The sequence below is a fragment of the Microcoleus sp. genome (assembly GCF_041354475.1).
Taxonomy (GTDB): domain Bacteria; phylum Cyanobacteriota; class Cyanobacteriia; order Cyanobacteriales; family Microcoleaceae; genus Microcoleus.
This window is the reverse complement of the sequence record NZ_JBGJZU010000014.1, coordinates 63344-87868: the sequence shown is the minus strand read 5'-3', so window position 1 is coordinate 87868 and position 24525 is coordinate 63344. Positions and strand designations below refer to the sequence as shown.

Below are 24525 nucleotides of genomic sequence, written 5' to 3'. Positions count from 1 at the left end.
TGTGTCCTCTGCGGTTCATTAAAAATCAAAAATATGGCTTCTTCCAATAGCACCAATTCTCAGAAAAATCCCCGTTCCAGAGGTTCTCGCGAATCCCGCAGACATACACCAAAAGCAAATACCAAAGGCCTTTACCAAAGAGCTTTCAAACAAGCTTTTATCAAGCTAGATCCACGGGTAATGTTGAAAAATCCGGTGATGTTTGTGGTGTGGGTAGGCACAATTGTGACTGCATTATTAACCATCGATCCGACCCTGTTCGGCCCAGTTCCCGGCAAAAATCAAGTTGTTTTCAACGGTTTAGTAACGTTTATTTTGTTCTTCACTTTGGTGTTTGCAAATTTTGCCGAAGCCGTAGCAGAAGGGCGCGGCAAAGCCCAAGCAGACGCACTGCGATCGACCAAAGCCGACACCATCGCCCGCAAACTCTTACCAGACGGTTCATTGCAGGAAGTGAGCTCCACATCCCTCAGACGCGGCGATCAAATTAAAGTAATCGCAGGCGATATCATTCCCGCTGATGGCGAAGTGATCGCGGGTGTCGCCTCTGTAGACGAATCTGCAATCACCGGGGAATCCGCCCCGGTGCTCAAGGAACCGGGTTCGGACATCGCCAGTTCCGTTACGGGCGGGACGCGCATCCTTTCCGACGAACTAACGCTGCGGGTGATGGCCGACCCCGGTAAGGGGTTTTTGGACAGGATGATCGCGCTGGTGGAGGGCGCTGAACGCACGAAAACACCGAATGAGATCGCGCTGACGGTGTTGCTGGCGGTGCTGACTCTGGTGTTTTTGATTGTGGTGTCTACGATTCCGCCGGTGGGAACTTACGTGAAAACTCCGGTGGGTGTGGTGACGCTGATTTCGCTGCTGGTGGCGCTGATTCCAACCACGATCGGCGGTTTGCTGAGTGCGATCGGGATTGCGGGGATGGATCGCGTGGCTCAATTTAACGTCGTAGCGACCTCTGGACGCGCTGTGGAGGCCTGTGGTGACGTGAATACGCTGATTTTGGACAAAACGGGGACAATCACCCTGGGCAACCGTTTAGCTGAGGAGTTTATCCCGGTAAACGGTCACTCGCTGGAGGATGTGGCTGCTGTAGCGCTGGCTGCGAGCGTGTTTGACGAGACACCGGAGGGAAAGTCGATCGTCCGTTTGTCGGAAAAATTGGGCGCTACAGCAACTTTCGATCGCGCTAACGCCACCGGGCTGGAATTTTCGGCAAAAACGCGGATGTCTGGCACGGATTTGCCCGATGGTACGGAGGTTCGCAAGGGTGCGGTGGATGCGGTGAAGGGTTTTGTGCGATCGCGCGGTGGTAACATCGGCCCCGATCTCGATGAAGCTTACGAGCGAGTTTCCCGGCTGGGAGGCACACCTTTGGGAGTTTGTCAAGGCAGCGACATCTACGGCATTATTTATTTAAAAGATGTGATTAAACCGGGAATTCGCGATCGATTTGACCAACTCAGAAAAATGGGCATCCGCACAATTATGCTGACTGGAGACAACCGAATTACAGCATCAGTAATTGCCGACGAAGCCGGCGTTGACGACTTCATCGCCGAAGCAACTCCAGAGGACAAAATCGAAGTAATTCGCAAGCAACAAGCCGAGGGTAAATTAGTAGCAATGACCGGGGACGGCACCAACGACGCACCCGCCCTAGCCCAAGCAAACGTAGGCTTAGCCATGAATTCGGGAACCCAAGCCGCGAAAGAAGCTGCAAACATGGTGGACTTAGATTCCGACCCCACAAAATTGATTGATTTAGTGACAATCGGCAAACAATTACTGATTACACGCGGTGCGCTGACTACATTTTCCCTAGCCAACGATATCGCGAAATATTTTGCCATTATTCCCGCAATGTTTGCCCCCGTTGGCGCTTTGAACGTGATGGGTTTAGCTAGCGGTCAATCGGCAGTATTATCGGCATTAGTTTACAATGCTTTGATTATTCCCGCTTTGATTCCCCTAGCATTAACCGGGGTAAAATTTCGCCCCTTAACGGCAAATCAACTGTTGCAGCGGAACATTTTAATCTACGGATTTGGCGGGGCGATCGCGCCATTTATTGCCATCAAAATTATCGATATTTGCATTGCAGCCGTTGGCTTAGCATAGAACAAGTTCGGCAACTGATAAACAAAGATACTTATTTCCAAAACAAGGAGGATTCATGAAACGTAATAATTGGCTGAATGATGTTTTGCCCACGGATTTTCAAGCAATTATTGAGTTAGCACAAACCCTGTGGCAGCGTCACCCAATCCCGGTGCAGCTATTTCTAGTAATGTGTTTCAATGCCATCATTGCCCCCGCTGTTTATGCAGCTTCTGGCGAAGATTTAACCCGCAAAGCTGTCTGGGGTTTAAGTCTGCTGGGTTTGGTGATTATCGCGCTTTCTATTTACCTGTTGGTGGTCATATTTCAGCCGGAAAGATTTTAGCTGAGTTGCATCTCAATTTTGCCAATATATTCGTAGGGGCGAAGCATAACGGGAGCATCTCGATTTTGCATAGGCGAAGCATGACCGCAGATAAGTTATTGGTTAAAAGGAAAGATTTACTACGGTCATGCTTCGCCCCTACCGATATATTTGCAAATTCGGGATGCTCCCTTTAGCTGAATATCTAAAACCAAAAATTAACTTTTTCACAACACCAAAATCAAAAATATGAGAGAAATAATCAGAGCAATTCGCGTGACTTTAGTCCTGTGGGGAATTACAGCCATTGTTTATCCCTTGATTTTGCTAGCCATCGGTCAAATAGCTTTCAATTCCCAGGCAAATGGTAGCTTAATTACTAAGCAAGGAGTTGTACTTGGCTCCTCATTAATTGGCCAGAATTTTACCTCTGAAAAATATTTTGTGAGCCGTCCCAGTACCACAAATTACAGCACTTTCCCAGATTACGCTCCGACAAAAGCCGAGAATTTAAGTCAAAGAACAGGTGTTTCTGGAGCTAGTAATATCGGTCCCAGCAACTCAGATTTGCTGAAAAGAGGTAATGATAAAGATGGTTTTCAGGGAATTCAATCTGAAATCGATCGTCTCAACAAAGCTGGCATCACACCTACGGCTGATTTAGTGTATACTTCTGGTTCTAGCCTCGACCCTCATCTTAGCGAAGAGGCTGCTAGAGCGCAAGTTCAACGGATAGCAAAAGTGCGATCGCTCAATCCCAATCAAGTCGAAATTCTGATCTCCCAAAATACAGACGGCAGATTTCTCGGCATTTTCGGTGAACCCGGAGTTAATGTCCTCAAGCTCAATCTAGCTTTAGATGCTTTAAAATAGTTATTGGTTATTGGTTATTTGTTGTTTGTTGTTTGTTGTTTGTTATTTGTTATTTGTTATTTGTTATTTGTTATTTGTTATCTGTTGTTTTTAGCAACTGACAACTAGCAACTACCAAATACCAACTAGCAACTGACAACTAGCAACTGACAACTGACAACTAGCAACTAGCAACTGCCAACTACCAACTACCCACTGTCAACTATCAACTGCCAACTAACTATTTAGCTATGATTCACTCTAGCGAACTCGAAAATAACCCCGACGCAGTTTACGCCCAGCCGAATCGCACTTACGATCGCACCCGCCGTCGGGGAAAGCACAAAATCTTTATCGGGATGGCCCCCGGTGTTGGCAAAACTTTCCGAATGCTAGAAGAAGGACACACAATCAAATCAGAAGGCATTGATGTAGTTGTTGGATTGTTAGAAACTCACGGCAGAAAAGAGACAGCAACCAAAGCTGAGGGACTGGAAGTAGTGCCACGAAAACAAATGCTGCGAGGTGAAACAACTCTAACAGAAATGGATACAGAAGCTGTCATCGCCCGCAGCCCTCAATTAGCATTAATCGACGAACTGGCTCATACAAATATTCCCGGTTCTCTCAGAGAAAAGCGGTATCAAGATGTCGAAGAAATCCTGAATGCTGGCATTGATGTTTATTCAACTCTCAACATTCAGCACATAGAAAGTCTCAACGATTTAGTAGCGCGAATTACCGGAGTTGTCGTGCGAGAACGAGTACCCGATCGCATTCTGGAAGAAGCTGACGAAATACTCGTGGTTGATGTGACACCAGAAACCTTAGAAGAAAGGTTACTAGAAGGTAAAATATATGCTCCCGAAAAAATTGAACAATCTTTAAAAAACTTTTTTCAGCGTCGTCATTTAATTGCATTACGAGAACTAGCATTACGAGAAGTCGCAGACAACGTTGAAGAGGAGGCCGCAACTTTAAAAGGTCAAGCTTGCAACATTCACGAACGAGTTTTAGTATGCGTTTCCACTTATCCAAATTCTTTGCAGCTTCTCCGACGGGGTGGGAGAATTTCTAGTTACATGAATGCACCATTTTATGTTTTATTTGTGGAGAACCCCGATCGCTTTTTAACAAAATCCGAAAGCTTACACATTGAAACGTGCCAGAAACTTTGCCAAGAATTTAACGGGCAATTCCTGCGGGTGCAGAGTCAGAATATAGCCAAAGCAATTTCTGATGTAGCTAAACAGTATCGCATTACTCAAATTGTGATTGGTGAAAGCCAGCAATCCCGCTGGAAGTTGTTGTTGCGGGGTTCTTTGACTCAGCAATTAGTGCGATCGCTCAAACACGTAGATTTGCACATCATCGCTACGGAAAAAAGTCAGTAATAAATAAATAACTAATAATAAATAAATCTAACTTTGGGAAGATAGCAGAATCTAGCAGTCGGCAGATGCGCGGGCGGCTTTTATGTGCCACGATTGCAATTGTTCAACTTGATTAAAGTGCGATCGCTATGGTGGATAATTACATTCTCAACTTGCTAGTTATTGGCATCCTCCTGCTGATTGTCACATTAGGTTCAGGATGGATTTCCCGATTGCCACTGTCTTATGCCTTAATTTACCTGTTAGTTGGCATCGGATTGGGCCCCTACGGTGTCAAACTGATTGAATTGCGCCCTGATGCTCAATTTTTAGAAAGACTCACAGAATTTGTAGTGATTGTTTCTCTCTTCAGTTGCGGCCTAAAAATGAACCGCCCCCTGCAACTTTGGGCTTGGAATTCCACAGCGCGCCTGATCGGTTTTTTAATGCCTATTTCGATTTTTAGTATAGCAGCAGTCGGTCACTTCTTTTTGAATTTAGATTGGGGGGCTGCGATTTTATTAGGAGCAATTCTCGCTCCCACCGATCCAGTTTTAGCCTCCGAAGTTCAGTTAGCACATTTAGACGATCGAGATGAATTGCGCTTTGGTTTAACCTCAGAAGGTGGCTTAAACGATGCTCTCTCTTTTCCCTTTGTTTATTTCGGAATTTATTCCCTAAAAGATGGTAATTGGCCGAACTGGTTTTCGCAGTGGGTAGTAATTGATATAATCTGGGCAGTTGCCGCTGGAATTGTCATGGGCATTTTAGTAGCTAAAGCTGTCACCTGGATCGATAAAAGATTGCAACGCTACAGACCAGCCGATGAATTAATGGAAGATTTCATCGCCCTGAGTACAATTTTGCTCACTTATTCTCTAACCGAAGTAGTCAACGGCTACGGATTTCTGGCAGTTTTTGTATCAGGAATTGTAGTGCAGCGCAGTTACCGCGACCCAGAAAAACCGCTTTCCCAATTGCGATTTACCGAGCGCATTGAAAAGTTAATGGAAGTAGCCACTATTTTACTTTTAGGTTCTTTGTTGCGCCTAAAACCTATGTTGGCTTTTGCAGCAGATTCGCTGTTAGTGGCGGGATTGTTGTTTTTCTTGATTCGCCCCTTGGGAGCTTGGATCAGTACGATTGGCAGTCCTTTGCACCCCGCCAGTCGCTGGCTGTGCGGTTGGTTTGGCATTCGCGGTGTCGGTTCTATCTATTATCTTACCTATGCTTTTGGGAAAGGTTTAAAAGGCGAACTCGGAGAACAAATTGCCTGGATTACTTTTTCAACGATCGTGATTTCTGTGATTTTGCACGGCATTAGTTCTACGCCGTTAATGAATTGGTACGAGCGACGAATTAAACCTCAAGTACCGGATCTAATTTGATTTATTAGGGTGCGTGACTTTAATAGTCCTGGACGCAAATTTCACACAACAATCGACTTGTAGGGTGCGTCAGGCGAAGTTCTCTAACGGCGATCGGGAATTTCGGGATCTGACGCACCTTACTATATAATCTAATACCATTTCTCTAAAATCGTGCAACAATCTTTGACCCCCCCTAACCCCCCCTTATAAAGGGGAGGGACAAGACTACTGTTGCATTCTTTTTTAAAATTGGTATAACATTGACTTGTAGGGTGCGTCAGGCGAAGTTCTCTAAGGACACCTAAAGAAAAGAAGATTATAATTTTTTAGATAAATGTAATATAAACGTTCGCCGAGTCAAACATGGATAGATTTGAATTTCAGCTAGCAATGCTCCAAAAAGGAGCAGAGGAACTAGAGAAAAAAATAGCTAATTTCACAACAATTATGATCCAATTAAAAACTGCGGCAATTACCATTTGGGTAGCGTTGATTGGTTGGGTGTTTACAAGTAAAATAGATGCGTTGGTTCCCCTAGGATACGTTATAATTTTTGGTTTCTGGTTTTTAGAAGCTACCTACTGGAAGGTGCAATTTTATTACATACAAAGAGTCCATGCAATTACCGAATTCTTGAATAATGAAAGCGCCTTAGATGAAAGTTTTAATACCCGTTCTATACCGGAAGGTCTTGTTCACCCGCTAGGTTCATTAAAAAATATTAAAATGCCTTCTTTAGGTCGAGCTATCTGCGCTCCATCAATCTATATTTTTTATACCTTTTTGTTTGTTGTTAATTCGATCGTTTGGTTAATAACTCTTAAAACAGCCCTCTAACTGGGTAAGATCCCAATGTGCGAGCCACCCATACTAAAATCAAACTGTAGGGTGCGTCAGGATAATTTCTAGAACGATTATTGAGGGTTTAAAAATCTGACGCACCTTACTAATTGTGACTATTTCCAATTTTTCAAGCACAGGACAATGCAGTCCTTACCCGCAGCTAAACAGGTTTCACCCCAACTAACAAAGCTAGTTCTAACCACTTCCAATAACAATCTACATCAGTAAAACCAATTTCTCTCAACCAGCGCAGTTGCGTTTCCACATCCAGCAATTTATTAGATGGATCGTCTGGCGAATCGCTAATACCCAGCGCTTCTCGAAATTTATGGTGTAAAGCCTCTGTTGCCGACGCTACGTGTTCCAAATTGCAAAAAATGCCTCCGGGTTCCAAAAGCTCGAAAATCTCGGTATAAAGCGAACGTTTGCGATCGTCCTCTACGTGGTGAATTGCAAAACTAGAAACCACCGCATCAAATTTGCCTAAATCCGGCAGAGAATCATCAAGATTATGTTCAATTACTGTGACAGTGCGATCGTCAGCAAAACGAGTTCTGACTTTTTCCAGCATTGTAGCCGAAAAGTCGATCGCCACACATTCAACATCCGGGCGATCGCACTTAAGCAAACCCAACAACCGCCCATCACCCGTACCAATATCCAGAATCCGCCGTACATTTTGCGGAACCTCCCCCAAAAGTACAGCTTCACCTTCCGTGCGGTGGGGGATACTATCAGCTTTAGCAAGATACCACAAAGCGTGTTCCGCAGAACTCCAAAGATTGACTTGACTCATTACTTTTTAATCCTCATAAACTTCGCCATTTTTGCGCGTAAAAATCCAACTATTGCCCTCAGCTTTAGCAATTAAATCGTCATCGGGATAATTTGCTGAATCTCCCGGAGTGCGATCGCCAATTTCCAGATAAACAACATCAGAATTACTGCGATTCACTAAATGATGCCCATCAACATCCCCAGCCGGAAAACCCGCAGCCATACCCGGTTTTAGCACTTGCTCCCCCGCATTAGTCACCAAAGAAACATCCCCTTCCAGAACATAGATTAACTCATCTTGACGAGAGTGCCAATGTCTCAGAGCAGAACAACTTCCCGGCGCAAGTCTCACCAAATTTACCCCAAAATTCTGCAATCCGGCAGTATCGCCCAAGCGTTTTTTCACCCTTCCCGCCACCGCAGATTGAAATTGCTGAGGATATTTAGAGCCTGTAATATCCGGCACATTTTCAGGATTCACAATCATAAAAATACTCCTTTTAAGATTTTCTGAACTTTTTAAAGCCGGATAACTTTCCTTCTTAGATAAATGTTATATTTCGAGTATTAACTGGCAGAGTTTAAAATTTTAACTAAATAATTTCGGGAAGTTAGCGGAGACTGGGAAGCTTACGACCCCTTGAGCGATCGCCGATTTATCTCTGAAGATTTAGGCTCCCTCAAAGCTTGGGTTGACCGCATTGAGGATGCTAGGAACTTGGCGATCGCTCAGCTTGAGTGGAGCATAGAGACAGTTGACTACTCTCAGCGCTGAAGCAACTGAGATTCTAAGAATCGCTTCTTAGAGTTTCTGCTTCATAGCACCAGCCTTAACAGATTTACTCTGTTCGGGTCTTACAGTCGCTCCACAGACATTAACCGCAAGCCCTGCGGCAAGAATATTTTTAGCAGCATTTACATCTCTATCGTGATGCGTACTGCACTTAGGACAATCCCACTCTCTGACATTTAAAGGCAACTTATCAACAACGTAGCCGCAATGTCCACACCTTTTAGAGCTAGGAAACCATCGGTCGATTTTGACAAAAGTGCGACCATACCAGTTGCACTTATATTCCAGTTGCCTGACAATTTCACCCCAACTAGCATCACTAATTGAGAGAGCGAGTTTTCTATTTTTGACCAGATTCTTCACCGACAAATCCTCAACTGCAATCACTTGGTTTTCACGAACCAGTCGAGTTGTCAACTTGTGAAGAAAATCATTGCGAGCATCGCTAATTTCTGCATAAACTTTAGCGACTTTCAACCTAGCTTTATGGCGATTATTAGATCCTTTTTTCTTGCGACTAAGCGCTTTTTGAGCTTGACGCAGTTTGCGTTTCTTAGCTTTGAATGTTTTAGGATTAGCGATCTTTTCGCCATCACTCAAAGCCATTAAGCTAGTAATACCCAAATCTAAACCAATTGACTCTTGAGATTCAGGTAGTGTTTCAATTTCGACATCTACCAACAAAGAAACAGTCCACCGTCCAGAGGGCGAGAGCTTCACCGTAATGGTTGACGGCTCTACACCTTCGGGGAGTTGACGACTCCAACGGATATCTAAGGGCTGGGTACTTTTTGCTAAAAATACTTTGCCGTTTTTCCACTTGAAAGCTGACTTAGTAAATTCAGCATTACCACCGTGATGCTTTTTTTTGAAGTTGGGATATTTTGCCCGTCCTGCAAAGAAATTAGTAAATGCGGTTTGTAAATGCCTCAATCCTTGTTGTAATGGCACACAGCTAACTTCATTAAGAAATTGCAACTCTTCCTGCTTCTTCCAACTAGTGAGCATTGCTGAGGTTTCAACGTATCCGACTCGCTCTTGACGCTCATACCATGCTTCTGTCCTTGCGGCTAAAGCGCGGTTATAGACTAATCGAGCGCAACCCATCGTTCTTCTCAGCAAGGTTTCTTGCTCAGAAGTTGGATAGAATCGGTACTTGAAAGCTTTTTGTGTCATGCTTACATTATAGCATTTATTCGGTGAATATAGTCAACTAAAAAGATTAAAGGCAATAAATTGCCTCGCTCGCTTCCCTCTCAGGTCTGAAGACACTGAGTTTCCCGCTTACCGTGTTATTTTTATGAATGATCAATGAAGCAGAAATTCCTATGACCTAACCGTTGGACACCTTCGCAGAAGCAGCTTGATTAGCTTCCAAAAAGAAACCCACTGTATTCGCCAACTGCGACAGGAACAATAATACTGTCAGCAACAGCGGCGACTGAGATGATGTCTGCACAAACGGATAAGTTAGCAAATTGAAATAAAACGAGAGAGGCTCCACCTTGATCTGCTGAATGACAGATGGTGAGGGTTCCAACCGCAAGGAGCGCGATCGCACTTTGTGAAAACTGAAAGCTCCCCGACCGTAGCCAAAGTGCTGTCGCCAAAACGTCGAGAGCGTCAGGTGATGGGCGTGATCCACCTTGGCTTCGGGAGCGTAAATCATCGGATAACCGCATCTGAGCCAGCGGTCGCAAAATTCCCGGTCCTCCGCCGCCGCCAGCGGAAAGCTGGTATCAAACCCCCCAATAGCCCGAAAGCGCTCTGCTGGCACCGCGATATTGTTAGAAGTGAGGAAGTAGGCGCGAGCGGGATTAGCGTTATAGTACCTATAAATATAATCGATCAAAATCTGGCTCGCAGTCGCATAGAGGTTGTCCGGCAGCGCGTTGACCGTGTGGCCACCAATCATACCGCCCGGAGCCTCGCCACATCGTGCTGCTAGAACTCTCAGCCAATTAGGAGCCGGTTTGCAATCATCGTCAGTAAAAGCGAGGAACTCACCCTTCGCCCCTTGGGCTCCCCAATTGCGGGCGGTCGCTGGGCCTGCATTCGCTTGCCTCAGCAGCACGAGTTCAATCTCACTTTGGAAGGTCGCCACCACACTATCTAACGGCACCTGGCTACCATCATCCACCACGATCACCTCGAAGCGATCGCGAGGATAGTTTAGTTGAGCAAGAGCTTGCAAACATTCCCCCAACCGTTCCGGGCGGTTGTAAGTCGGGATAATAATCGAGAAAAAAGGCGTTTCCATCAGCACTTATCAAGGTTTAGGGTTTGGGTAAGCTTAACGCGGGGTTTTTAGGCTTTGATCATATAACGTGAGAAATCGATCGACAAACGTCACTTCACTGAAATGAGCCAGCGCTCTCTCTCGCCCAGCTTGACCAAATGTTTCTGCTAATTCGCGGTTTTGCAAGAGGTTGAGCAACGCTTCAGCTAGCCCATCCACATCATTCGGCGGAACCAAGAATCCTGTCTTGCCCGGTTCAACGAGCTCTGCCAAGCCGCCGGCACCACTGGCAATCACAGCAATAGCACTCATCATCGCCTCGATCGCCACAATACCAAAAGGTTCAGCCCAGCGGGAGGGAACCACTTGCACCCAAGCGTTAGCAAACTGCCGATCCATCTCAGAACGAGAGAGGTGGCCCAGTAAGGAAACGCTGGCTTTCAATTCTAGTTGAGCGATGAGAGAAGTGAGGCGATCGCGCTCCGGCCCCTCTCCAGCGATCAACAGCCTGGCCTCTGGAATCGCCCGCACCACTTGGGCGAAAGCCTGCAACAATACATCCGCCCCTTTTTCCGCCACCAGTCGCCCCGCAAAGACAACGGTAGGCGGTCTCGTCAGGGGGGGTCTCTGGGGCCGAATAGGAATGCCATTCCAGACGACTTCTACGGATTCAAACCCCTCTGCCACCAACCGCTCCTTAACCGCTGAGCTATTGGCGACAATTAAGTTGAAAGCATCCCGCCACTCCCGCCACAATTTCATCTGTAGCATCAATGGTAGCCAGTCCTGTAGGGGTAGACAACCCTGGCGGTAGCAAGCCCCCCCCACAGGGAACTCGCAGCTCGTCCCGTCCGGCAGCATCTTCGTACCAAGGGGGCAAATAGGGCGATACCAAGCGACGTGATAGATGCTGGGGATGTCCCTGAGTAAGGGTAAAATCGAGGGAGAAAGTTGCGTTAAAAAAATTCTGACATGAACAATATCCGGCTGAAATTCTGCTAGAACTTGGCGCAATTTCCAGAAAGCAAACGGGTTAAAAGTCTGAAGCAGAGTACGGAAACTCGATGTCGTACCCAAACATTCGTAGTCCGCAATACTGGGGCCCGCTAGCGATCGCGCTGAGCTAGTAAAGAGACGAGCATCGTGTCCCCGCTGCCGCAGTCCCGATCGCAAAGTCTGCATCATTAATTCCGCACCACCCCCTAAGGTAGGATAGTCATGGATCAGTAAAATTTTCATCTATCTTTGCCGCTCTCATGCTACCAGCTACCTCTCAAAAACCAGGGAGTAAATTTTTGTGCCAAACGGCAAGTTATTGGTTAGCCAGACTCCGAATCTCCCTAAACTGTAGGGGTATTTTTCACTTTTTGATTGAGCCGAATTGACGTCACTCATGGTTAGCCAATTGCCCTCTTTTTTCATTTGTTGGTAATGGCCGCACTTCGTACAAGGAATGTCAGCTTTTGCCTCAACTTTTCCTAAAAGCATTTGCCGAGCATAATCAATTTTTTCAGTGTTTAAGCTTTTTCCTAAGTTGTCTTCAAAAGCATTGCCAAAATTATCCCAATAATTGTAGCAGCAGCCTAAAATCTTTCCATCCCAATTCACCTGCGGATCTTGCCAAAGTTGGCTGCATATTCTTTTTTGCAGGTAATCTCTGCCATGCTTCTTTAAATACTCGCTGCGGGAGGCGACACCCTGTTTGCTCGCTTTCCTGACTAAATCGCCATTGGTAACAGGAGAAAAGTTCTCATCCCACGACAGCTTAACGTAAAATTTCATATTCAAGCTTTTTGCGAGGGCTTGAGCTGCGGGAATTTCATGTTCGTTATGACCAAAAGCAACATATTGCCAAGTTAACAGTGGAAACTGAGAGCGATACAAACGTTTATATTCATTGATAGTTTTGATATTTTCAATGACCCGCTCGAAATTACCACCTTGGCGATAAATGCTATAGATTTCTGAGCTGGCTCCATCAATCGAGCAAGTGATGTGCCGGAATTTGTATTTAACGACAGCTTCAAGGAGTTCTTTTTTGACTGTATTTAAGTTGGCTCCATTGCTGGCTGTCAGCGCCACGCTTTTGCTGTTGGCATACTTAATGATTTCCAATAAATCAGGGTTGAGGAAAATTTCTCCCCAATTTGAAAGCTCTATATGGGAGAGCCAGGGGTTTTGATCGACCAACTTTTGAAAGTCTTGAAATTTTAAGAAACCGCCACCGAGTTTTTCATGGGTTTTTCCTTGTGCTGTTTCACAAGAAGGGCATTTTAACTGGCAATGGGTTGATGCTTCTAGGCGAATTGTCTTAGGCTTGATTTGGGGAGTCATCAAATTTACCAAAAAAGTAAGACTTGTGTTGTTGAATTACACCCTAATTAAAAAAAAGGCAACTTTTTCTACTATTTACGTGGCATACCTTCGCAAACAAAAGTTTTAAAACTTTTATTTTAGTTAAAAATATATTAAATTAACATTACAATATTATAGCATTAATTGTCAAGAGCTTCCGCAGAAAAATGTCTAAGTGTGTACCAGATCAATAGGGGGGATACAGAATGAAGTACCGTCTCCAAGCGCTTGCCCTCATTGCCTCTTACCTGTCTAGCTTGGCTAGCGTCAGCCTCGGCCAAAACCCCCCAGAAAACGCGCCCGATCGCTTTGGCGACTACTACAGCAACGAAGCCCCCCAGAAAGGCATTGCCCCCCGCGGTTGATGGCTGGTTCCCTGTGGCAAGTAAGGGCTGACAAACTCAACTGCCGTAGTGGCGCTGGCACCAATAACTCCATCGTCAGACAGTTGAATGCAGGCGATGTGATGCCAGGGTAAACGCATCTAAATTAATTTGACAAAAACGTGAATTTGTGCATTACTAAATAACTAAAAAAACCTTCTGAAAATTATTAATTTTAACCCGACTTGAGCAGATTAAATCAGAACCTTAAGATTTTCTGAACTTTTTAAAGCCGGATAACTTTCCTTCTTAGATAAATGTTATATTTCGAGTATTAACTGGCAGAGTTTAAAATTTTAACTAAATAATTATTGTCCATCGCGGCTCGATACCGTTTCATTTTTAGACTTTGTTTAGCAGTTTTTTCTTGTTTCAGTAAATTTATGGCTAGCCGACGTAGAAGTGCAAAATTTTCGGGAGAGTTCTGTTTGCGAATCCGGCTTTTATCTTCACAAAATGTAACATCAAGCGTCCAATGTAAGCTATTTTCAATGCCCCAATGACTGCGAATCGCCCCAGCAATTGTCTCAGCATTACTGCTTAAACTACTCAAGTAAAAACGAGCTTCTGTGGTGGTTTTATTCCATTGATAGCACCACTAAACTACAACAAACTACATAGAAAATTAGTCGGATATAACTGTAGCATATTTTGGGTTAAAGTTAAGATGCGTTTACCCTGGCCAAATTAGCCCATCCCCCCACCATCGCCGCCACCGTGAGAAAAACAATTTTAATTTCTGTTTTCATAATTACAAAACACGCATTAATTCGAGATAAATACAATTTTATACCACTTGCCAGAACCGCACCACTGTGGCATCCTACCTCCGACAGTTCCCGCAACCCATTAAGAATGTGTTATAAATATTGAGATTCATTAAGAAATATTTCTCAAATGCTCCTTTCCTCCTCCGGTGTCAGCAAACTCAAAGAATCTTTAAAAGAAAAAGTATTCTTTGGGAATGAGCCAACCCCCGAACTCATAGCCATATTACTGATTTACTTCGTCCAAGGTATCCTCGGACTAGCCCGCTTAGCCGTCAGCTTCTTTCTCAAAGACGAACTCGGCATGAGCCCCGCGGAAGTCTCAGCCATGCTGGGCGTCGTCGCCCTACCTTGGATGATCAAACCCCTATTCGGCTTCATGTCGGACGGGTTGCCGATATTTGGCTACCGCAGACGGCCTTACATCGTCCTTTCCGGGCTGTTGGGAACCTCAGCATGGGTGGCGCTAGCCACAATAGTACAGACACCCTTGGCCGCTACAGGGGCGATCGCCCTCAGTGCCCTCTCTCTCGCCGTCAGCGACGTCATCGCAGACTCCCTAGTAGTCGAAAGAGCCCGAAAAGAATCCCTTACCGATGCCGGTTCCCTGCAATCCCTATCCTGGGGCGCATCAGCCCTCGGCGGACTAATCACCGCCTACCTCAGCGGTTCCCTACTCCAAAACTTCTCCACCCACACCATATTTTTAATCACCGCATCTTTCCCGCTCATCGTCTCAGCAACAGCCTGGTTAATTAGCGAAGAAAAAGTCAAAAAAAGAACCGACTTTGAAACAGTAAAAAATAAAGTCAAACAACTGCGACAAGCTGTTAGCCAAAAAACAATTTGGTTGCCAACCGCCTTTCTTTTCCTGTGGCAAGCAACCCCAAGTTCCGACTCCGCCTTCTTCTTTTTCACCACCAACGAATTAGGCTTCCAACCAGAATTTCTCGGCCGCGTGCGCCTAGTTACCAGTCTGGCGGCAATTGTCGGTATCTGGCTGTTTCAGCGCTTCCTCAAAACAATTCCATTTCGAGTAATTTTCGGCTGGTCAACAGTAATTGCCACAGTCTTGGGATTGACAAGTTTAATATTAGTAACTCACGCCAACCGAGCTTTAGGAATAGACGACCAGTGGTTCAGCATCGGAGATAGCCTCATCTTAACAGTAATCGGGCAAATTGCTTATATGCCAGTGCTGGTATTGTGCGCGCGATTGTGTCCCCCCGGCGTAGAAGCAACTTTATTTGCGCTGCTGATGTCCATCACCAATTTAGCCGGACTTTTGTCCTACGAAGGTGGTGCAGTTTTGACTCACTGGTTAGGAATTACCGATCGCAATTTCGACAATCTCTGGCTGCTAGTCCTCATCACCAACCTGTCCACACTTCTACCGCTACCATTCCTAAGTTGGCTACCCGCTGAAGACACAGAAACTGGCGAGCCAAACAATCAAAACACACTGCCATTATTAGAAGTGGAAATGGGAAGAACCAAACCAACAGGACAACATTTCATGCCGGAATATTTTCCCGACTTAGTACCAACAGTAATCTCAGAAAGCCGAACCGCAGATAGTAAATGAAGGAAGAAGGAAGAAGGAAGAAGTCACCCCCCAAGGAGGAGGGCGGTTTCATTCTCAAGAAAATAATGATTGTGTAGGGGTAGTGGATGGTGCGTGCCTACCCTCCCCATCTCTCTGTGGCCTCTGTGGTTAAATCAATAAAAGCTTATTCTACCAATGCAAAACCTAAAAACTTCCGAACTAAAAACAACAGCCAAAACCTCATCATACGATCGCACCGACTGGCAACGCGGCTACGAATCCCAGCGCAACGAATCCGACTACTGGATAGACGAAATAGAAGGTGAAATCCCCCCCGACTTACAAGGTACATTCTTTCGCAACGGGCCGGGTTTGCTAGATATCAACGGCGAACAAATTCACCACCCCTTTGATGGCGATGGGATGGTTTGTGCGATCGCAATTTCCGACGGGCGCGCCTACTTCCGCAACAGATTCATCCACACCGAAGGCTATCTAGCAGAAAAAACAGCCGGAAAAATCCTCCATCGAGGCGTTTTCGGAACCCAGAAACCAGGAGGTTGGCTAAGTAATATATTTGACCTCAAAATCAAAAACATTGCCAACACCAACATCATTTATTGGGGAGACAAACTATTAGCACTTTGGGAAGCAGCAGAACCCTACAGACTAGACCCTTCCACCTTAGAAACCATCGGCTTAGATACCCTAGACGGCATCTTGCAGCCCGGTGAAGCTTTCGCCGCTCACCCCAGAATTGAAAAAGGCAAAAATGGAGCCGGAGACAGACTCATAAACTTTTCTGTCAAACCTGGTTTGTCTAGCGTAATTACCATTTACGAACTCGACGAAAGTGGCAAACTTTTGCAAAAACACGCCCATGCAATACCAGGTTTTGCCTTTCTACACGACATGGTAATTACCCCCAATTACTGTATATTTTTCCAAAATCCCGTCAGCTTCAATCCTATACCTTTCGTGTTAGGAATGCGGAGTGCGGCCCAGTGCATTCAATTTTCACCCAACAAGCCCACGCAAGTAATTTTAATTCCGCGCAACGGCACCGATAAAGTGAAAATATTAGAAACAGAACCATGTTTTGTTTTCCACCATTGCAACGCCTGGGAAGAAGACGGCGAAGTCTTTGTAGACTCAGTGTGCTACGAATCATTCCCCAATGTCGAGCCAGATGGCGATTTTCGCGAGATTGATTTCGATAGCATTCCCGCCGGGGAATTGTGGCGGTTCAAGCTGAATTTAGAAGCGGAAACAGTGGAGCATCAAGTAGTTGAAACTCGGTGCTGCGAATTTCCAACTTTACATCCAAATAACGTCGGACAGCCTTACCGATATCTTTACATTGGTGCCGCCGATGCTCCCACCGGCAATGCTCCTCTGCAAGCCATTCTCAAATTTGATTTCCTGACTGGTGAAAGGCAACTTTGGAGTGCGGCACCGCGCGGTTTTGCTGGGGAACCAGTGTTTGTGGCGCGTCCCGATGCTGTTGCTGAGGATGATGGCTGGCTCCTGGTTTTGATGTACGATGCTGCTAATCATCGATCGACCTTAGTAATTTTAGATGCTAGGGATATCGCGAAAGGGCCTGTGGCGCGGTTGCATTTAAAATATCATATTCCCTACGGTTTGCATGGAAGTTTCACATCAAATGTATTTCTTCCTTAAACCATAGGTTAGCAGTCCGCTGGAATCTCAAGGAAAAGTGCGATGTCTGAACAAGACATCGCTAATATTATTACCATCGAACCTGGTAAAAAATCCGGTTTCTGATATAAGATCCTATCTTCATCGTCTTGTATTAAACACACTCTTCTCTTCCTTCGCGTCCTTAGCGCCTTCGCGGTTAAATCATTCCGAATTATTATCTAATTCATGCAAATTGTCAACCACAATAACCTCAAAAAAATACTTATTTTAATTTGCAATCTCATCCTAATTTTTGCAATTACTTTATCTATTTACTCTCCAGTAGCTCATGCTCAAGAACCTTACAGCCCAAATCCAGAAAGCTCTGCGGCTCCCAAAGGCTTAGTAGAGGTGACAATGACTGCGATCGGAGTCGATCCCGTAAAAAACGAATTAGAAACACGCTTAGAATTTGAACTAAAAGGCATTTACAAAAAAGGGCCTACCTATCCAGCTCAAGATTTGTTAATGACAGTTAACGGTGCAAATATAGAAGATTCAGAGATTACTTTCAAAGCAGGTAAACCGATGATTTTTCCGGCTTTAAAGTTCAATTTAGTCAAGGGTAAAATTAACAATTATCCCTTTGACAGGCACATTGCTAAAATAGCTATTTCCATCGATCCGCTGCCTTCGATTAGGAAAAAATTTGCCCCTTTTGAACTCAACCCCGTACCGCTGCTATTTAAGTTCAATGCCGATGTTCCCGGTTTTGACATCACATACAAGCCTCTGGAAGAAAATTCATCTATCTTTATTTATATCGATGTCCGCATAACTCGATCGCTCCCGGTAAAATTTTTTGCTTTAACCATTATCGTGATTATGTGGGTGCTATCAACTATGGCACTGCTGCTGGCATTGAAAGTGATGAAATCGGGTAAGTTACCGGAAATTGGAATGCTGAGTTGGACGGCTGTGATGTTGTTTGCTTTTCCGGCTATTCGTAACGCTCAGCCGGGAGTGCCTCCCGTGGGAACTGCCAGTGATTTCTTATCGTTTTTTTGGACGGAAATTATTGTAGTCGTGGCTTTGGTGATTATTGGTAGTTGTTGGTTGAAACGGTATCATCCACCAATTGAATAATCGAGCGATAAGTAGAAGGAAGAAGGAAGAAGTCACCCCCCCCTGCCCCCCCCAAGGGGGGAAATTCAGGAAGAAGGAAGAAGGAAGAAGGAAGAAGTCACCCCCCCTGCCCCCCCCAAGGGGGGAAATTCAGTTGGGTGGGGCGGGTTTATGAGATTATGGGTTTTAGGCAATTATTGTTGGTAAAACCCGCCCCTACCAAACTTATGTTTACTGAGGCACAGACTCTCGGCAATTCAATTCTTGATTTCCAAATTTTCAATATCTTTCGTTGGTATTCCCAAGCCTCGCAAAATACTAAAAGCCATGATTCGATAGCCCGATGGATTCGGGTGCACTCCGTCTGCTGCTAACAAATTTAGAGTTTTGCCAGCGTGTCTTTGAAAAGTGCCGATCACTTCCCGAAAAGGTTTATTTAAATCAATAAATAAGCATTGATTCTGTAAAGCAATTTCTCGCATGGCGATAATATATTCTTGTAAACGCTGGTTTTCTGGACCGTCGAGAACTTCACGGATGGGAGTAGGAGAAAGTAGCGCCACTCGAATTCCTGCTGCTTTGGCTGCTTCCACCATTTGTGTGAGTTTCTGTTTGTATTCTGCTAATCCTACTCCGGTGGATAAGTTTCCTTGGGGATGAAATTGACGGTTTTGGAAGTCAAAGAATGCGTGCCAAACGTCGTTTACTCCAACGTTAATCATGACTAAATCGGGTTTTTTGTCAATGACATCTTGCTGGAAACGTGCTTGCATATCTGTGGCTTTGTTCCCGGAGATGCCGACGTTGATGATTTCGATCGCGCGATCGGGATACAGACCATTTAGATAGCGTTGCAGTAGCCAAACGTAACCTCCGGGGTATTTGCCGGCTTCTGTGATGCTGTCGCCAATGGTGACAATTCTGCGCTTGCCGGCGAGGATGTTCTCGATTTCTGGCGGTAGACTAGCTATTGATGGGGATTCTGGAAACATGGGAATTAAGGAGTGAGGAATGTTGATAAAAATCAAAGCAGCAATGACTGCGGTGGCAAATCTGATGACTATTTGCTTTAATGGATATTTGGGGCGTGGCGATCGCACTTTTGGAGACATTACGCAGTTTATATTAAATTCATGCTTGAGGAAATTGTATGATGAAACTACAACAGTTATTACAGTCCAAGCGCGAGGATATTCTGGCGGTGGCGCTGCGACATGGGGCCTTTAATGTGCGGGTGTTCGGTTCGGTGGCGCGGGGTGAGGAGACTGAGAGTAGCGATATCGATCTGTTGGTGGATTATGATTTACAGAAAATTTCGCCTTGGTTTCCTGTGCGGTTAATTCGAGATTTGGAGGATTTATTAAGTCGGAAGGTGGATGTGGTGACGGAGAAGGGGCTAAAGGATCGAATTCGCGATCGGGTTTTGCAGGATTGTATTTTGTTATGAGAAGTGATACTGAACGACTCAAGGATATTGATGAGGCGATCGCAAAAATTGAAAAATACACTGTCAGGGGAAAGCAGAATTTTTTAGATGATGAGTTGGTACAGACTTGGGTTTTATTCAATCTACAAACTATTGGTGAGGCGGTAAGGTCGATGTCTGAGGATATTAGGAGACGCTATTCACAGGTAAGTTGGCAAGATATTATTGATTTTCGCAATTTGGTTGTCCATGAGTATTTTAGAGTTGATTTAGATTTAGTTTGGCTGATTGTGGAGAATGAGTTGCCGAGTTTAAAGTCTCAAATTAAATTGATGCTTGAGGAAATTGTATGATGAAACTACAGCAGTTATTACAGTCCAAGCGCGAGGATATTCTGGCGGTGGCGCTGCGACATGGGGCCTTTAATGTGCGGGTGTTCGGTTCGGTGGCGCGGGGTGAGGAGACTGAGAGTAGCGATATCGATCTGTTGGTGGATTATGATTTACAAAAAATTTCGCCTTGGTTCCCAGGGGGGCTATTGATGGATTTGCAAGATATGTTAGGTTGTAAGGTAGATATTGTCACGGAACAGGGGTTAAGTCGTTTGATTAAGGATCGGGTTTTGGCGGAGGCCAAGTCTCTATGAATTTAGAACGAGATCGGGTTTATATTGAGCATATTTTGGAATGTATCAACAAGATAAATGAGTATACTGGCAACGATCGGGAACGCTTTATGCGCGATGATTTGGTGCAAGATGGAGTTTTGCGACGTTTGCAAACGATGGCAGAATCGACTCAAAGGTTATCGGATGATTTAAAGACAAGTATTGTAGATATTGATTGGCGGGCTTTGTCGGGGTTTAGAAATATTTTAGTTCACGATTATTTAGACGGGATCGATCTTAATCGAATCTGGGATATTATAGAGAATTATTTGCCTGATTTGGAAAGGGCAACTCAAGGTATTGCTAATATTTTTTGGAATAATTAAGGATGCTGTATGATGACTTTACAAGAAATTATCGATCTGGTTCAAAGTTTATCAGTAGAAGATCGGGAGAGGAATTGTTAGAAATAGTAATTTTATTGATTAATATTGGAAGCCATGATGACGTTTATTAAAGGGTGCAATAAATTCTGAAGTTTCAGCTATGATATAAACAGGACTTACGCACTTTAAAGTAATTCTTTTTTGCCCATGAGTTCCGATCTAGTTCCTCTCCTGCCCAAAGTATCCATTGGCCGTCGCGCCGCTGCTTTCTGCATTGATACGATCGCCGTTGGGCTACCCAGTTTGCTTCTTGGTACAAATCCGATCGTCCAAATCATCTTTTTTGTTATACTCTGGCTGATCTTGCGAGTAGCCATCGTCAGGAAAAATAAAGGCCAAAGTCTCGGCCGCTGGGCTTTGGACATGAAAATTGTCGATCCCAGACTCGATCGCACTCCCGGCCTCCAAGAACTGTGCAAACGCGAGGCTGTGCTTGGTGGCTGTGCAGCCCTAGCCTTCCTAGGTATAGGGGGACTCACATCCACCAATGCCGCCGTTTTGTTACTCCTATTACCCCTGGCGATCGACTGTAGCGTTGCTTTCACCGACACCGCCCGGTTTCCCCAGGCATTTCACGATCGCCTTGGTGGTACGATCATCGTCGGCACCCGCCGTGGCTACTCCCTAGACATCAAAGTCAAAAGATTGCTTGACCAAGTGCACAGCAATGTGAGAAGATAATAAATTGTGTTTAAATTAGTCGAAATTTATTTAGAATTATGGCTAAAGGCGTCCGCATCATAATTACTCTAGAGTGTACTGAGTGCCGAACTAATGCCAGCAAACGCTCAAAAGGCGTTTCTCGGTACACCACGACCAAAAACCGTCGGAACACGACGGCCAGACTAGAACTCAAAAAGTTCTGCCCCCATTGCAACAAGCACACGAATCACAAAGAGATCAAGTAATCAGTGGTCAGTGGTCAGTGGTCAGTAGTCAGTGGTTATTTGTTATTTGTTATTTGTGAGGGTCTACCGATTACCAATTACCAATTACCAATTACCAATTACCGATTACCGATTACCGATTACCAATTACCAATTACCAATTACCAATTACCAAAGAACCATGACTTACTTTCGCCGGCGTGTATCGCCAATTAAACCAGGAGATCCGATCGACTACAAAGATGTCGATTTGCTCAAAAAATACGTCACCGAACGGGGTAAAATCCTGCCTCGGCGGATTACAGGCTTGACAGCCAAACAACAACGAGACCTGACCAGAAGCATCAAACGAGCCAGAATTGTAGCTTTGATGCCCTTCGTCAACCAAGAAGGTTAATCGGATTTTGGATTTAAGATTTTAGATTTTGGACGGTCATAAAAACTAGGCAAAAGTAACGTTTTTTACGTGATTTAACCAGAAAAAATACAATTCTCCAAAATCTAAAATCCCCAAGTCGAAACCAGACAAGTAGCCCATGTAAAAATCTAAAATATAAATTATATAACTGGCAAGTGGAGAAGGGAACCTTAGTAGAATTTAGACTGCACGGCGACCGCCGTCTAGCCGTTGCCGATCGCCCAGACGGCAAAAAAAACTGGGTGGTGGTAGACGAAAACGGTCAACCGCACAGCATACCGCCGAAACAAATCACCTACGAAATTGCCGGAGAAACCTACAAACCCTCGGACATCCCAAAATTTCATCAAGAAGTAGAAGTTTACTCAGATCCATCCAGTCTCGAAGTAGCTTGGGAACTGCTAGTAGGGGACGGAGAAGCAGCGGACCCGGAATCCTTAGCCATGCTACTATTTTCCGAAAAAACCCCAGCTCAGTGTTACGCAGCTTACTCTTTGTTGTCCACAGATAAATTGTATTTCAAGCAAAAGGGCGATCGCTACGAACCGCGTTCCGCAGCCCAAGTAGCAGAAATCAAACACCAGCAAGAAGTAGAACAGCAACGACATCAAGAAGCCCAAGGATTTTGGGATCGAGTCAAGCAGCGACTGGTCGGGGAAAATGTAGACTGGGCAAATAGCGATCGCCATCGCCTCGATGCCCTAGAACGATTTGCCACCCTGGGAGAAGAAGCAACACACCGCACCCCAGCCCTAGAAACATTAGCCAGCCTAGAACGTCCCGAAACACCGGAAGCAGCCTTTCAACTATTAGTCGATCTCGGCCTGTGGAGTCACCACGAAAACCTGTTTTTGCGGCGTAGCCAAATTCCCCTACAGTTACCTGCCAAGGTTTTAGAAGAAGCTCAACGCTGCCTAGAAAATCTCCCAAGCGATGCCGACACCAGTCGTCTCGATTTAACTCACCTCAAGGTTTACACCATCGACGATGAAAGCACTACAGAAATAGACGACGGACTCAGCTTAGAATTCCTGGAAAACGGCCAGCAGCGCCTGTGGATACACATCGCCGATCCCACCCGCTTACTCTCCCCCGGAGACGAACTCGACCTCGAAGCCAGGAAGCGCACCACCACAGTTTACCTGCCCACGGGGATGATACCCATGTTTCCCCCAGAGTTGGCAACCGGGCCAATGAGCTTAATTCAAGGTAAAGAGTGCAGCGCTCTCAGCTTCAGCGTCACCTTAGATGAAACTGGTGCAGCCCAAGATTACAGCATTCACATCAGCACGGTGAAACCTACCTACCGCTTAACCTACGATGAGGTAGACGAGATGCTGGAGTTGGGAATCCCAGCAGAACCGGAAATAGCTGCACTAGCAGAAGCGGCCAAACTGCGGCAAAAATGGAGGGAAACCCAAGGTGCAATCAGCATTTTCATGCCCGAATCGGTCATCAAAGTCAAAGGCGAGGACATCAACATTTATGTCATCGATGACTCCACCGCCCGATTGCTAGTAGCTGAAATGATGATCCTCGCCGGCGAAGTGGCCGCCCGCTACGGTCAAACTCACGGCCTAGCCATACCCTATCGCCATCAGCCCCAGCCAGAACTCCCACCAGAGGAAGAACTTTTAGCTGTGCCGGCAGGCCCCGCCCGTGCTTGTGCTGTGCGCCGCTGTATGCCCCGCAGCGAAATGAATCTCACCCCTGGAAGACACTCTAGTTTGGGTTTGGAAGCATACACTCAAGTTACTTCTCCCATCCGTCGTTATACCGATTTACTGACTCATTTCCAAATTAAAGCTCATCTGCGGGGCGAACCCCAGCCTTTTTCTGCTGAAGAAATGCAGGACATTGTGATGTGTCTGGGTACAGCAGTCAGAGAAGCTTCTAGTGTTGAACGCCAAACCAATCGCTATTGGGGATTGGAATATTTGCGGCGCAACCCAGATCAAGTCTGGGAAGCTTTAATGTTGCGCTGGCTGAGGGAAGATAGCAATCTGGGATTGATTTTGTTGGAAGAGTTGGGTTTAGAATTAGCTATGCGCTTTGGTCGATCGGTCGAAATAGGCGATCGATTTGAAGTTAAAGTCACTCATTGCGATCCGCGATCGGATGTAATTCAATTCCAAGAAGTAATTCTGCAAGCAGCGCCCTAGGATTTGGAGTTTGGGATTTGGGCGACGTAAAACAGTAGAAATTTCCATCGGATGAAGGGACGACTATAGCGTAAAAAA

General features: G+C 45.3%; 26 protein-coding genes and 1 pseudogene. 19 read left to right on the top strand and 8 right to left on the bottom strand.

Annotation, left to right across the window (positions count from 1 at the left end; translation table 11 throughout):
• Nucleotides 1-33 precede the first annotated feature (33 nt).
• From kdpB to ACBR23_RS08080, 6 genes are all read left to right on the top strand, one after another.
• Nucleotides 34-2130 carry a potassium-transporting ATPase subunit KdpB gene (gene kdpB / locus ACBR23_RS08105; protein ID WP_371119059.1) on the top strand — a complete coding sequence of 699 codons (2097 nt, stop codon included), beginning with the start codon at nucleotides 34-36 and terminating at the stop codon, nucleotides 2128-2130.
• Between the two features lie 55 nt (nucleotides 2131-2185).
• A complete protein-coding gene (gene kdpF / locus ACBR23_RS08100; protein WP_341736579.1) occupies nucleotides 2186-2455 on the top strand; it encodes a K(+)-transporting ATPase subunit F in 270 nt (89 codons plus the stop codon).
• Between the two features lie 228 nt (nucleotides 2456-2683).
• Nucleotides 2684-3307 carry a K(+)-transporting ATPase subunit C gene (kdpC, locus tag ACBR23_RS08095; RefSeq protein WP_341736578.1) on the top strand — a complete coding sequence of 208 codons (624 nt, stop codon included), beginning with the start codon at nucleotides 2684-2686 and terminating at the stop codon, nucleotides 3305-3307.
• Between the two features lie 230 nt (nucleotides 3308-3537).
• Nucleotides 3538-4680 carry a sensor histidine kinase KdpD gene (locus ACBR23_RS08090; protein WP_341736577.1) on the top strand — a complete coding sequence of 381 codons (1143 nt, stop codon included), beginning with the start codon at nucleotides 3538-3540 and terminating at the stop codon, nucleotides 4678-4680.
• Between the two features lie 128 nt (nucleotides 4681-4808).
• Nucleotides 4809-6047 (top strand): cation:proton antiporter, encoded by a 1239-nt coding sequence (locus ACBR23_RS08085; protein ID WP_371114299.1) that lies wholly within the window; start codon nucleotides 4809-4811, stop codon nucleotides 6045-6047.
• Nucleotides 6048-6392: 345 nt separating this feature from the next.
• Complete coding sequence (locus ACBR23_RS08080; RefSeq protein WP_371114300.1) at nucleotides 6393-6866, top strand: hypothetical protein; 474 nt, start codon at nucleotides 6393-6395, stop codon at nucleotides 6864-6866.
• 166 nt (nucleotides 6867-7032) lie between these two features.
• On the opposite strand, the gene ACBR23_RS08075 is transcribed toward ACBR23_RS08080, so the two are convergent.
• Complete coding sequence (locus ACBR23_RS08075; RefSeq protein ID WP_371119060.1) at nucleotides 7033-7668, bottom strand: class I SAM-dependent methyltransferase; 636 nt, start codon at nucleotides 7666-7668, stop codon at nucleotides 7033-7035.
• A 6-nt stretch (nucleotides 7669-7674) separates the two neighbouring features.
• The gene (locus tag ACBR23_RS08070) at nucleotides 7675-8136 is read right to left on the bottom strand and encodes a cupin domain-containing protein (RefSeq protein WP_371119061.1); all 462 of its coding nucleotides are present in this window, start codon (nucleotides 8134-8136) and stop codon (nucleotides 7675-7677) included.
• Nucleotides 8137-8289: 153 nt separating this feature from the next.
• Here ACBR23_RS08070 and ACBR23_RS08065 point away from each other — a divergent pair, with 153 nt between their 5' ends.
• The gene (locus tag ACBR23_RS08065) at nucleotides 8290-8424 is read left to right on the top strand and encodes a hypothetical protein (RefSeq protein ID WP_371114303.1); all 135 of its coding nucleotides are present in this window, start codon (nucleotides 8290-8292) and stop codon (nucleotides 8422-8424) included.
• Between the two features lie 27 nt (nucleotides 8425-8451).
• Here ACBR23_RS08065 and ACBR23_RS08060 read toward each other — a convergent pair whose 3' ends face one another.
• The 4 genes from ACBR23_RS08060 to ACBR23_RS08045 form a co-directional block, all read right to left on the bottom strand.
• Complete coding sequence (locus ACBR23_RS08060; RefSeq protein ID WP_340522124.1) at nucleotides 8452-9618, bottom strand: RNA-guided endonuclease TnpB family protein; 1167 nt, start codon at nucleotides 9616-9618, stop codon at nucleotides 8452-8454.
• A gap of 157 nt (nucleotides 9619-9775) precedes the next feature.
• Complete coding sequence (locus ACBR23_RS08055) at nucleotides 9776-10702, bottom strand: glycosyltransferase family 2 protein (protein ID WP_371114304.1); 927 nt, start codon at nucleotides 10700-10702, stop codon at nucleotides 9776-9778.
• A 33-nt stretch (nucleotides 10703-10735) separates the two neighbouring features.
• Entirely contained in the window at nucleotides 10736-11920 is a 1185-nt protein-coding gene (locus ACBR23_RS08050) for a glycosyltransferase family 4 protein (RefSeq protein ID WP_371114305.1), read from the bottom strand.
• Nucleotides 11921-11947: 27 nt separating this feature from the next.
• Nucleotides 11948-13015, bottom strand: a complete 1068-nt coding sequence (locus ACBR23_RS08045; RefSeq protein WP_371119062.1) for a radical SAM/SPASM domain-containing protein — start codon at nucleotides 13013-13015, stop codon at nucleotides 11948-11950.
• A 227-nt stretch (nucleotides 13016-13242) separates the two neighbouring features.
• Between ACBR23_RS08045 and ACBR23_RS08040 the strand changes: the two genes are divergently transcribed.
• Complete coding sequence (locus ACBR23_RS08040; RefSeq protein WP_371114307.1) at nucleotides 13243-13401, top strand: hypothetical protein; 159 nt, start codon at nucleotides 13243-13245, stop codon at nucleotides 13399-13401.
• A gap of 292 nt (nucleotides 13402-13693) precedes the next feature.
• Here ACBR23_RS08040 and ACBR23_RS08035 read toward each other — a convergent pair.
• Nucleotides 13694-14005, bottom strand: a pseudogene (locus ACBR23_RS08035) (ISAs1 family transposase); the annotation flags it as partial.
• A gap of 311 nt (nucleotides 14006-14316) precedes the next feature.
• On the opposite strand from ACBR23_RS08035, the gene ACBR23_RS08030 reads away from it, so the two are divergent.
• From ACBR23_RS08030 to ACBR23_RS08020, 3 genes are all read left to right on the top strand, one after another.
• A complete protein-coding gene (locus ACBR23_RS08030; RefSeq protein ID WP_371114308.1) occupies nucleotides 14317-15771 on the top strand; it encodes a folate/biopterin family MFS transporter in 1455 nt (484 codons plus the stop codon).
• 156 nt (nucleotides 15772-15927) lie between these two features.
• Entirely contained in the window at nucleotides 15928-17415 is a 1488-nt protein-coding gene (locus ACBR23_RS08025; protein WP_371114310.1) for a carotenoid oxygenase family protein, read from the top strand.
• A 207-nt stretch (nucleotides 17416-17622) separates the two neighbouring features.
• Nucleotides 17623-18522 (top strand): DUF4436 family protein, encoded by a 900-nt coding sequence (locus ACBR23_RS08020; protein ID WP_371114311.1) that lies wholly within the window; start codon nucleotides 17623-17625, stop codon nucleotides 18520-18522.
• A gap of 236 nt (nucleotides 18523-18758) precedes the next feature.
• Here the strand turns inward: ACBR23_RS08020 and ACBR23_RS08015 are convergent, their stop codons facing one another.
• A complete protein-coding gene (locus ACBR23_RS08015; RefSeq protein ID WP_371120907.1) occupies nucleotides 18759-19613 on the bottom strand; it encodes an SGNH/GDSL hydrolase family protein in 855 nt (284 codons plus the stop codon).
• Nucleotides 19614-19654: 41 nt separating this feature from the next.
• Between ACBR23_RS08015 and ACBR23_RS08010 the strand changes: the two genes are divergently transcribed.
• From ACBR23_RS08010 to ACBR23_RS07975, 8 genes are all read left to right on the top strand, one after another.
• Complete coding sequence (locus ACBR23_RS08010; protein WP_341736591.1) at nucleotides 19655-19948, top strand: nucleotidyltransferase family protein; 294 nt, start codon at nucleotides 19655-19657, stop codon at nucleotides 19946-19948.
• Nucleotides 19945-20280, top strand: coding sequence for a DUF86 domain-containing protein (locus ACBR23_RS08005; RefSeq protein WP_371119065.1), 336 nt, complete (start codon nucleotides 19945-19947; stop codon nucleotides 20278-20280). Before ACBR23_RS08010 ends, ACBR23_RS08005 begins: the two co-directional genes overlap by 4 nt.
• Entirely contained in the window at nucleotides 20280-20573 is a 294-nt protein-coding gene (locus tag ACBR23_RS08000) for a nucleotidyltransferase family protein (RefSeq protein WP_371119109.1), read from the top strand. Before ACBR23_RS08005 ends, ACBR23_RS08000 begins: the two co-directional genes overlap by 1 nt.
• Complete coding sequence (locus ACBR23_RS07995) at nucleotides 20570-20920, top strand: DUF86 domain-containing protein (RefSeq protein ID WP_371119066.1); 351 nt, start codon at nucleotides 20570-20572, stop codon at nucleotides 20918-20920. Before ACBR23_RS08000 ends, ACBR23_RS07995 begins: the two co-directional genes overlap by 4 nt.
• Before the next feature lie 207 nt (nucleotides 20921-21127).
• Nucleotides 21128-21661 (top strand): RDD family protein, encoded by a 534-nt coding sequence (locus ACBR23_RS07990; RefSeq protein WP_371119067.1) that lies wholly within the window; start codon nucleotides 21128-21130, stop codon nucleotides 21659-21661.
• A 38-nt stretch (nucleotides 21662-21699) separates the two neighbouring features.
• Nucleotides 21700-21888, top strand: coding sequence for a 50S ribosomal protein L33 (rpmG, locus tag ACBR23_RS07985; protein ID WP_371119068.1), 189 nt, complete (start codon nucleotides 21700-21702; stop codon nucleotides 21886-21888).
• 160 nt (nucleotides 21889-22048) lie between these two features.
• Nucleotides 22049-22264 carry a 30S ribosomal protein S18 gene (gene rpsR, locus ACBR23_RS07980; RefSeq protein ID WP_006631377.1) on the top strand — a complete coding sequence of 72 codons (216 nt, stop codon included), beginning with the start codon at nucleotides 22049-22051 and terminating at the stop codon, nucleotides 22262-22264.
• A gap of 176 nt (nucleotides 22265-22440) precedes the next feature.
• The gene (locus ACBR23_RS07975; RefSeq protein ID WP_371119069.1) at nucleotides 22441-24447 is read left to right on the top strand and encodes a ribonuclease catalytic domain-containing protein; all 2007 of its coding nucleotides are present in this window, start codon (nucleotides 22441-22443) and stop codon (nucleotides 24445-24447) included.
• Nucleotides 24448-24525: the final 78 nt, after the last annotated feature.

What these genes read in the sequence shown, in the direction of transcription:
- ACBR23_RS08090 (WP_341736577.1), top strand. Translation starts at nt 3,538, where the DNA reads ATGATTCACTCTAGCGAACTCGAAAATAACCCCGACGCAGTTTACGCC.
- ACBR23_RS08070 (WP_371119061.1), bottom strand. Translation starts at nt 8,136, where the DNA reads ATGATTGTGAATCCTGAAAATGTGCCGGATATTACAGGCTCTAAATAT.
- ACBR23_RS08020 (WP_371114311.1), top strand. Translation starts at nt 17,623, where the DNA reads ATGCAAATTGTCAACCACAATAACCTCAAAAAAATACTTATTTTAATT.
- ACBR23_RS08085 (WP_371114299.1), top strand. Translation starts at nt 4,809, where the DNA reads ATGGTGGATAATTACATTCTCAACTTGCTAGTTATTGGCATCCTCCTG.
- ACBR23_RS08015 (WP_371120907.1), bottom strand. Translation starts at nt 19,613, where the DNA reads ATGTCTCCAAAAGTGCGATCGCCACGCCCCAAATATCCATTAAAGCAA.
- ACBR23_RS08000 (WP_371119109.1), top strand. Translation starts at nt 20,280, where the DNA reads ATGAAACTACAGCAGTTATTACAGTCCAAGCGCGAGGATATTCTGGCG.
- ACBR23_RS08025 (WP_371114310.1), top strand. Translation starts at nt 15,928, where the DNA reads ATGCAAAACCTAAAAACTTCCGAACTAAAAACAACAGCCAAAACCTCA.
- ACBR23_RS08080 (WP_371114300.1), top strand. Translation starts at nt 6,393, where the DNA reads ATGGATAGATTTGAATTTCAGCTAGCAATGCTCCAAAAAGGAGCAGAG.
- ACBR23_RS08030 (WP_371114308.1), top strand. Translation starts at nt 14,317, where the DNA reads ATGCTCCTTTCCTCCTCCGGTGTCAGCAAACTCAAAGAATCTTTAAAA.
- ACBR23_RS08050 (WP_371114305.1), bottom strand. Translation starts at nt 11,920, where the DNA reads ATGAAAATTTTACTGATCCATGACTATCCTACCTTAGGGGGTGGTGCG.
- rpmG (WP_371119068.1), top strand. Translation starts at nt 21,700, where the DNA reads ATGGCTAAAGGCGTCCGCATCATAATTACTCTAGAGTGTACTGAGTGC.
- ACBR23_RS08075 (WP_371119060.1), bottom strand. Translation starts at nt 7,668, where the DNA reads ATGAGTCAAGTCAATCTTTGGAGTTCTGCGGAACACGCTTTGTGGTAT.
- ACBR23_RS08060 (WP_340522124.1), bottom strand. Translation starts at nt 9,618, where the DNA reads ATGACACAAAAAGCTTTCAAGTACCGATTCTATCCAACTTCTGAGCAA.
- ACBR23_RS08055 (WP_371114304.1), bottom strand. Translation starts at nt 10,702, where the DNA reads ATGGAAACGCCTTTTTTCTCGATTATTATCCCGACTTACAACCGCCCG.
- kdpF (WP_341736579.1), top strand. Translation starts at nt 2,186, where the DNA reads ATGAAACGTAATAATTGGCTGAATGATGTTTTGCCCACGGATTTTCAA.
- ACBR23_RS07995 (WP_371119066.1), top strand. Translation starts at nt 20,570, where the DNA reads ATGAATTTAGAACGAGATCGGGTTTATATTGAGCATATTTTGGAATGT.
- ACBR23_RS07990 (WP_371119067.1), top strand. Translation starts at nt 21,128, where the DNA reads ATGAGTTCCGATCTAGTTCCTCTCCTGCCCAAAGTATCCATTGGCCGT.
- rpsR (WP_006631377.1), top strand. Translation starts at nt 22,049, where the DNA reads ATGACTTACTTTCGCCGGCGTGTATCGCCAATTAAACCAGGAGATCCG.
- kdpC (WP_341736578.1), top strand. Translation starts at nt 2,684, where the DNA reads ATGAGAGAAATAATCAGAGCAATTCGCGTGACTTTAGTCCTGTGGGGA.
- ACBR23_RS08040 (WP_371114307.1), top strand. Translation starts at nt 13,243, where the DNA reads ATGAAGTACCGTCTCCAAGCGCTTGCCCTCATTGCCTCTTACCTGTCT.
- ACBR23_RS08005 (WP_371119065.1), top strand. Translation starts at nt 19,945, where the DNA reads ATGAGAAGTGATACTGAACGACTCAAGGATATTGATGAGGCGATCGCA.
- ACBR23_RS08010 (WP_341736591.1), top strand. Translation starts at nt 19,655, where the DNA reads ATGAAACTACAACAGTTATTACAGTCCAAGCGCGAGGATATTCTGGCG.
- ACBR23_RS08045 (WP_371119062.1), bottom strand. Translation starts at nt 13,015, where the DNA reads ATGACTCCCCAAATCAAGCCTAAGACAATTCGCCTAGAAGCATCAACC.
- kdpB (WP_371119059.1), top strand. Translation starts at nt 34, where the DNA reads ATGGCTTCTTCCAATAGCACCAATTCTCAGAAAAATCCCCGTTCCAGA.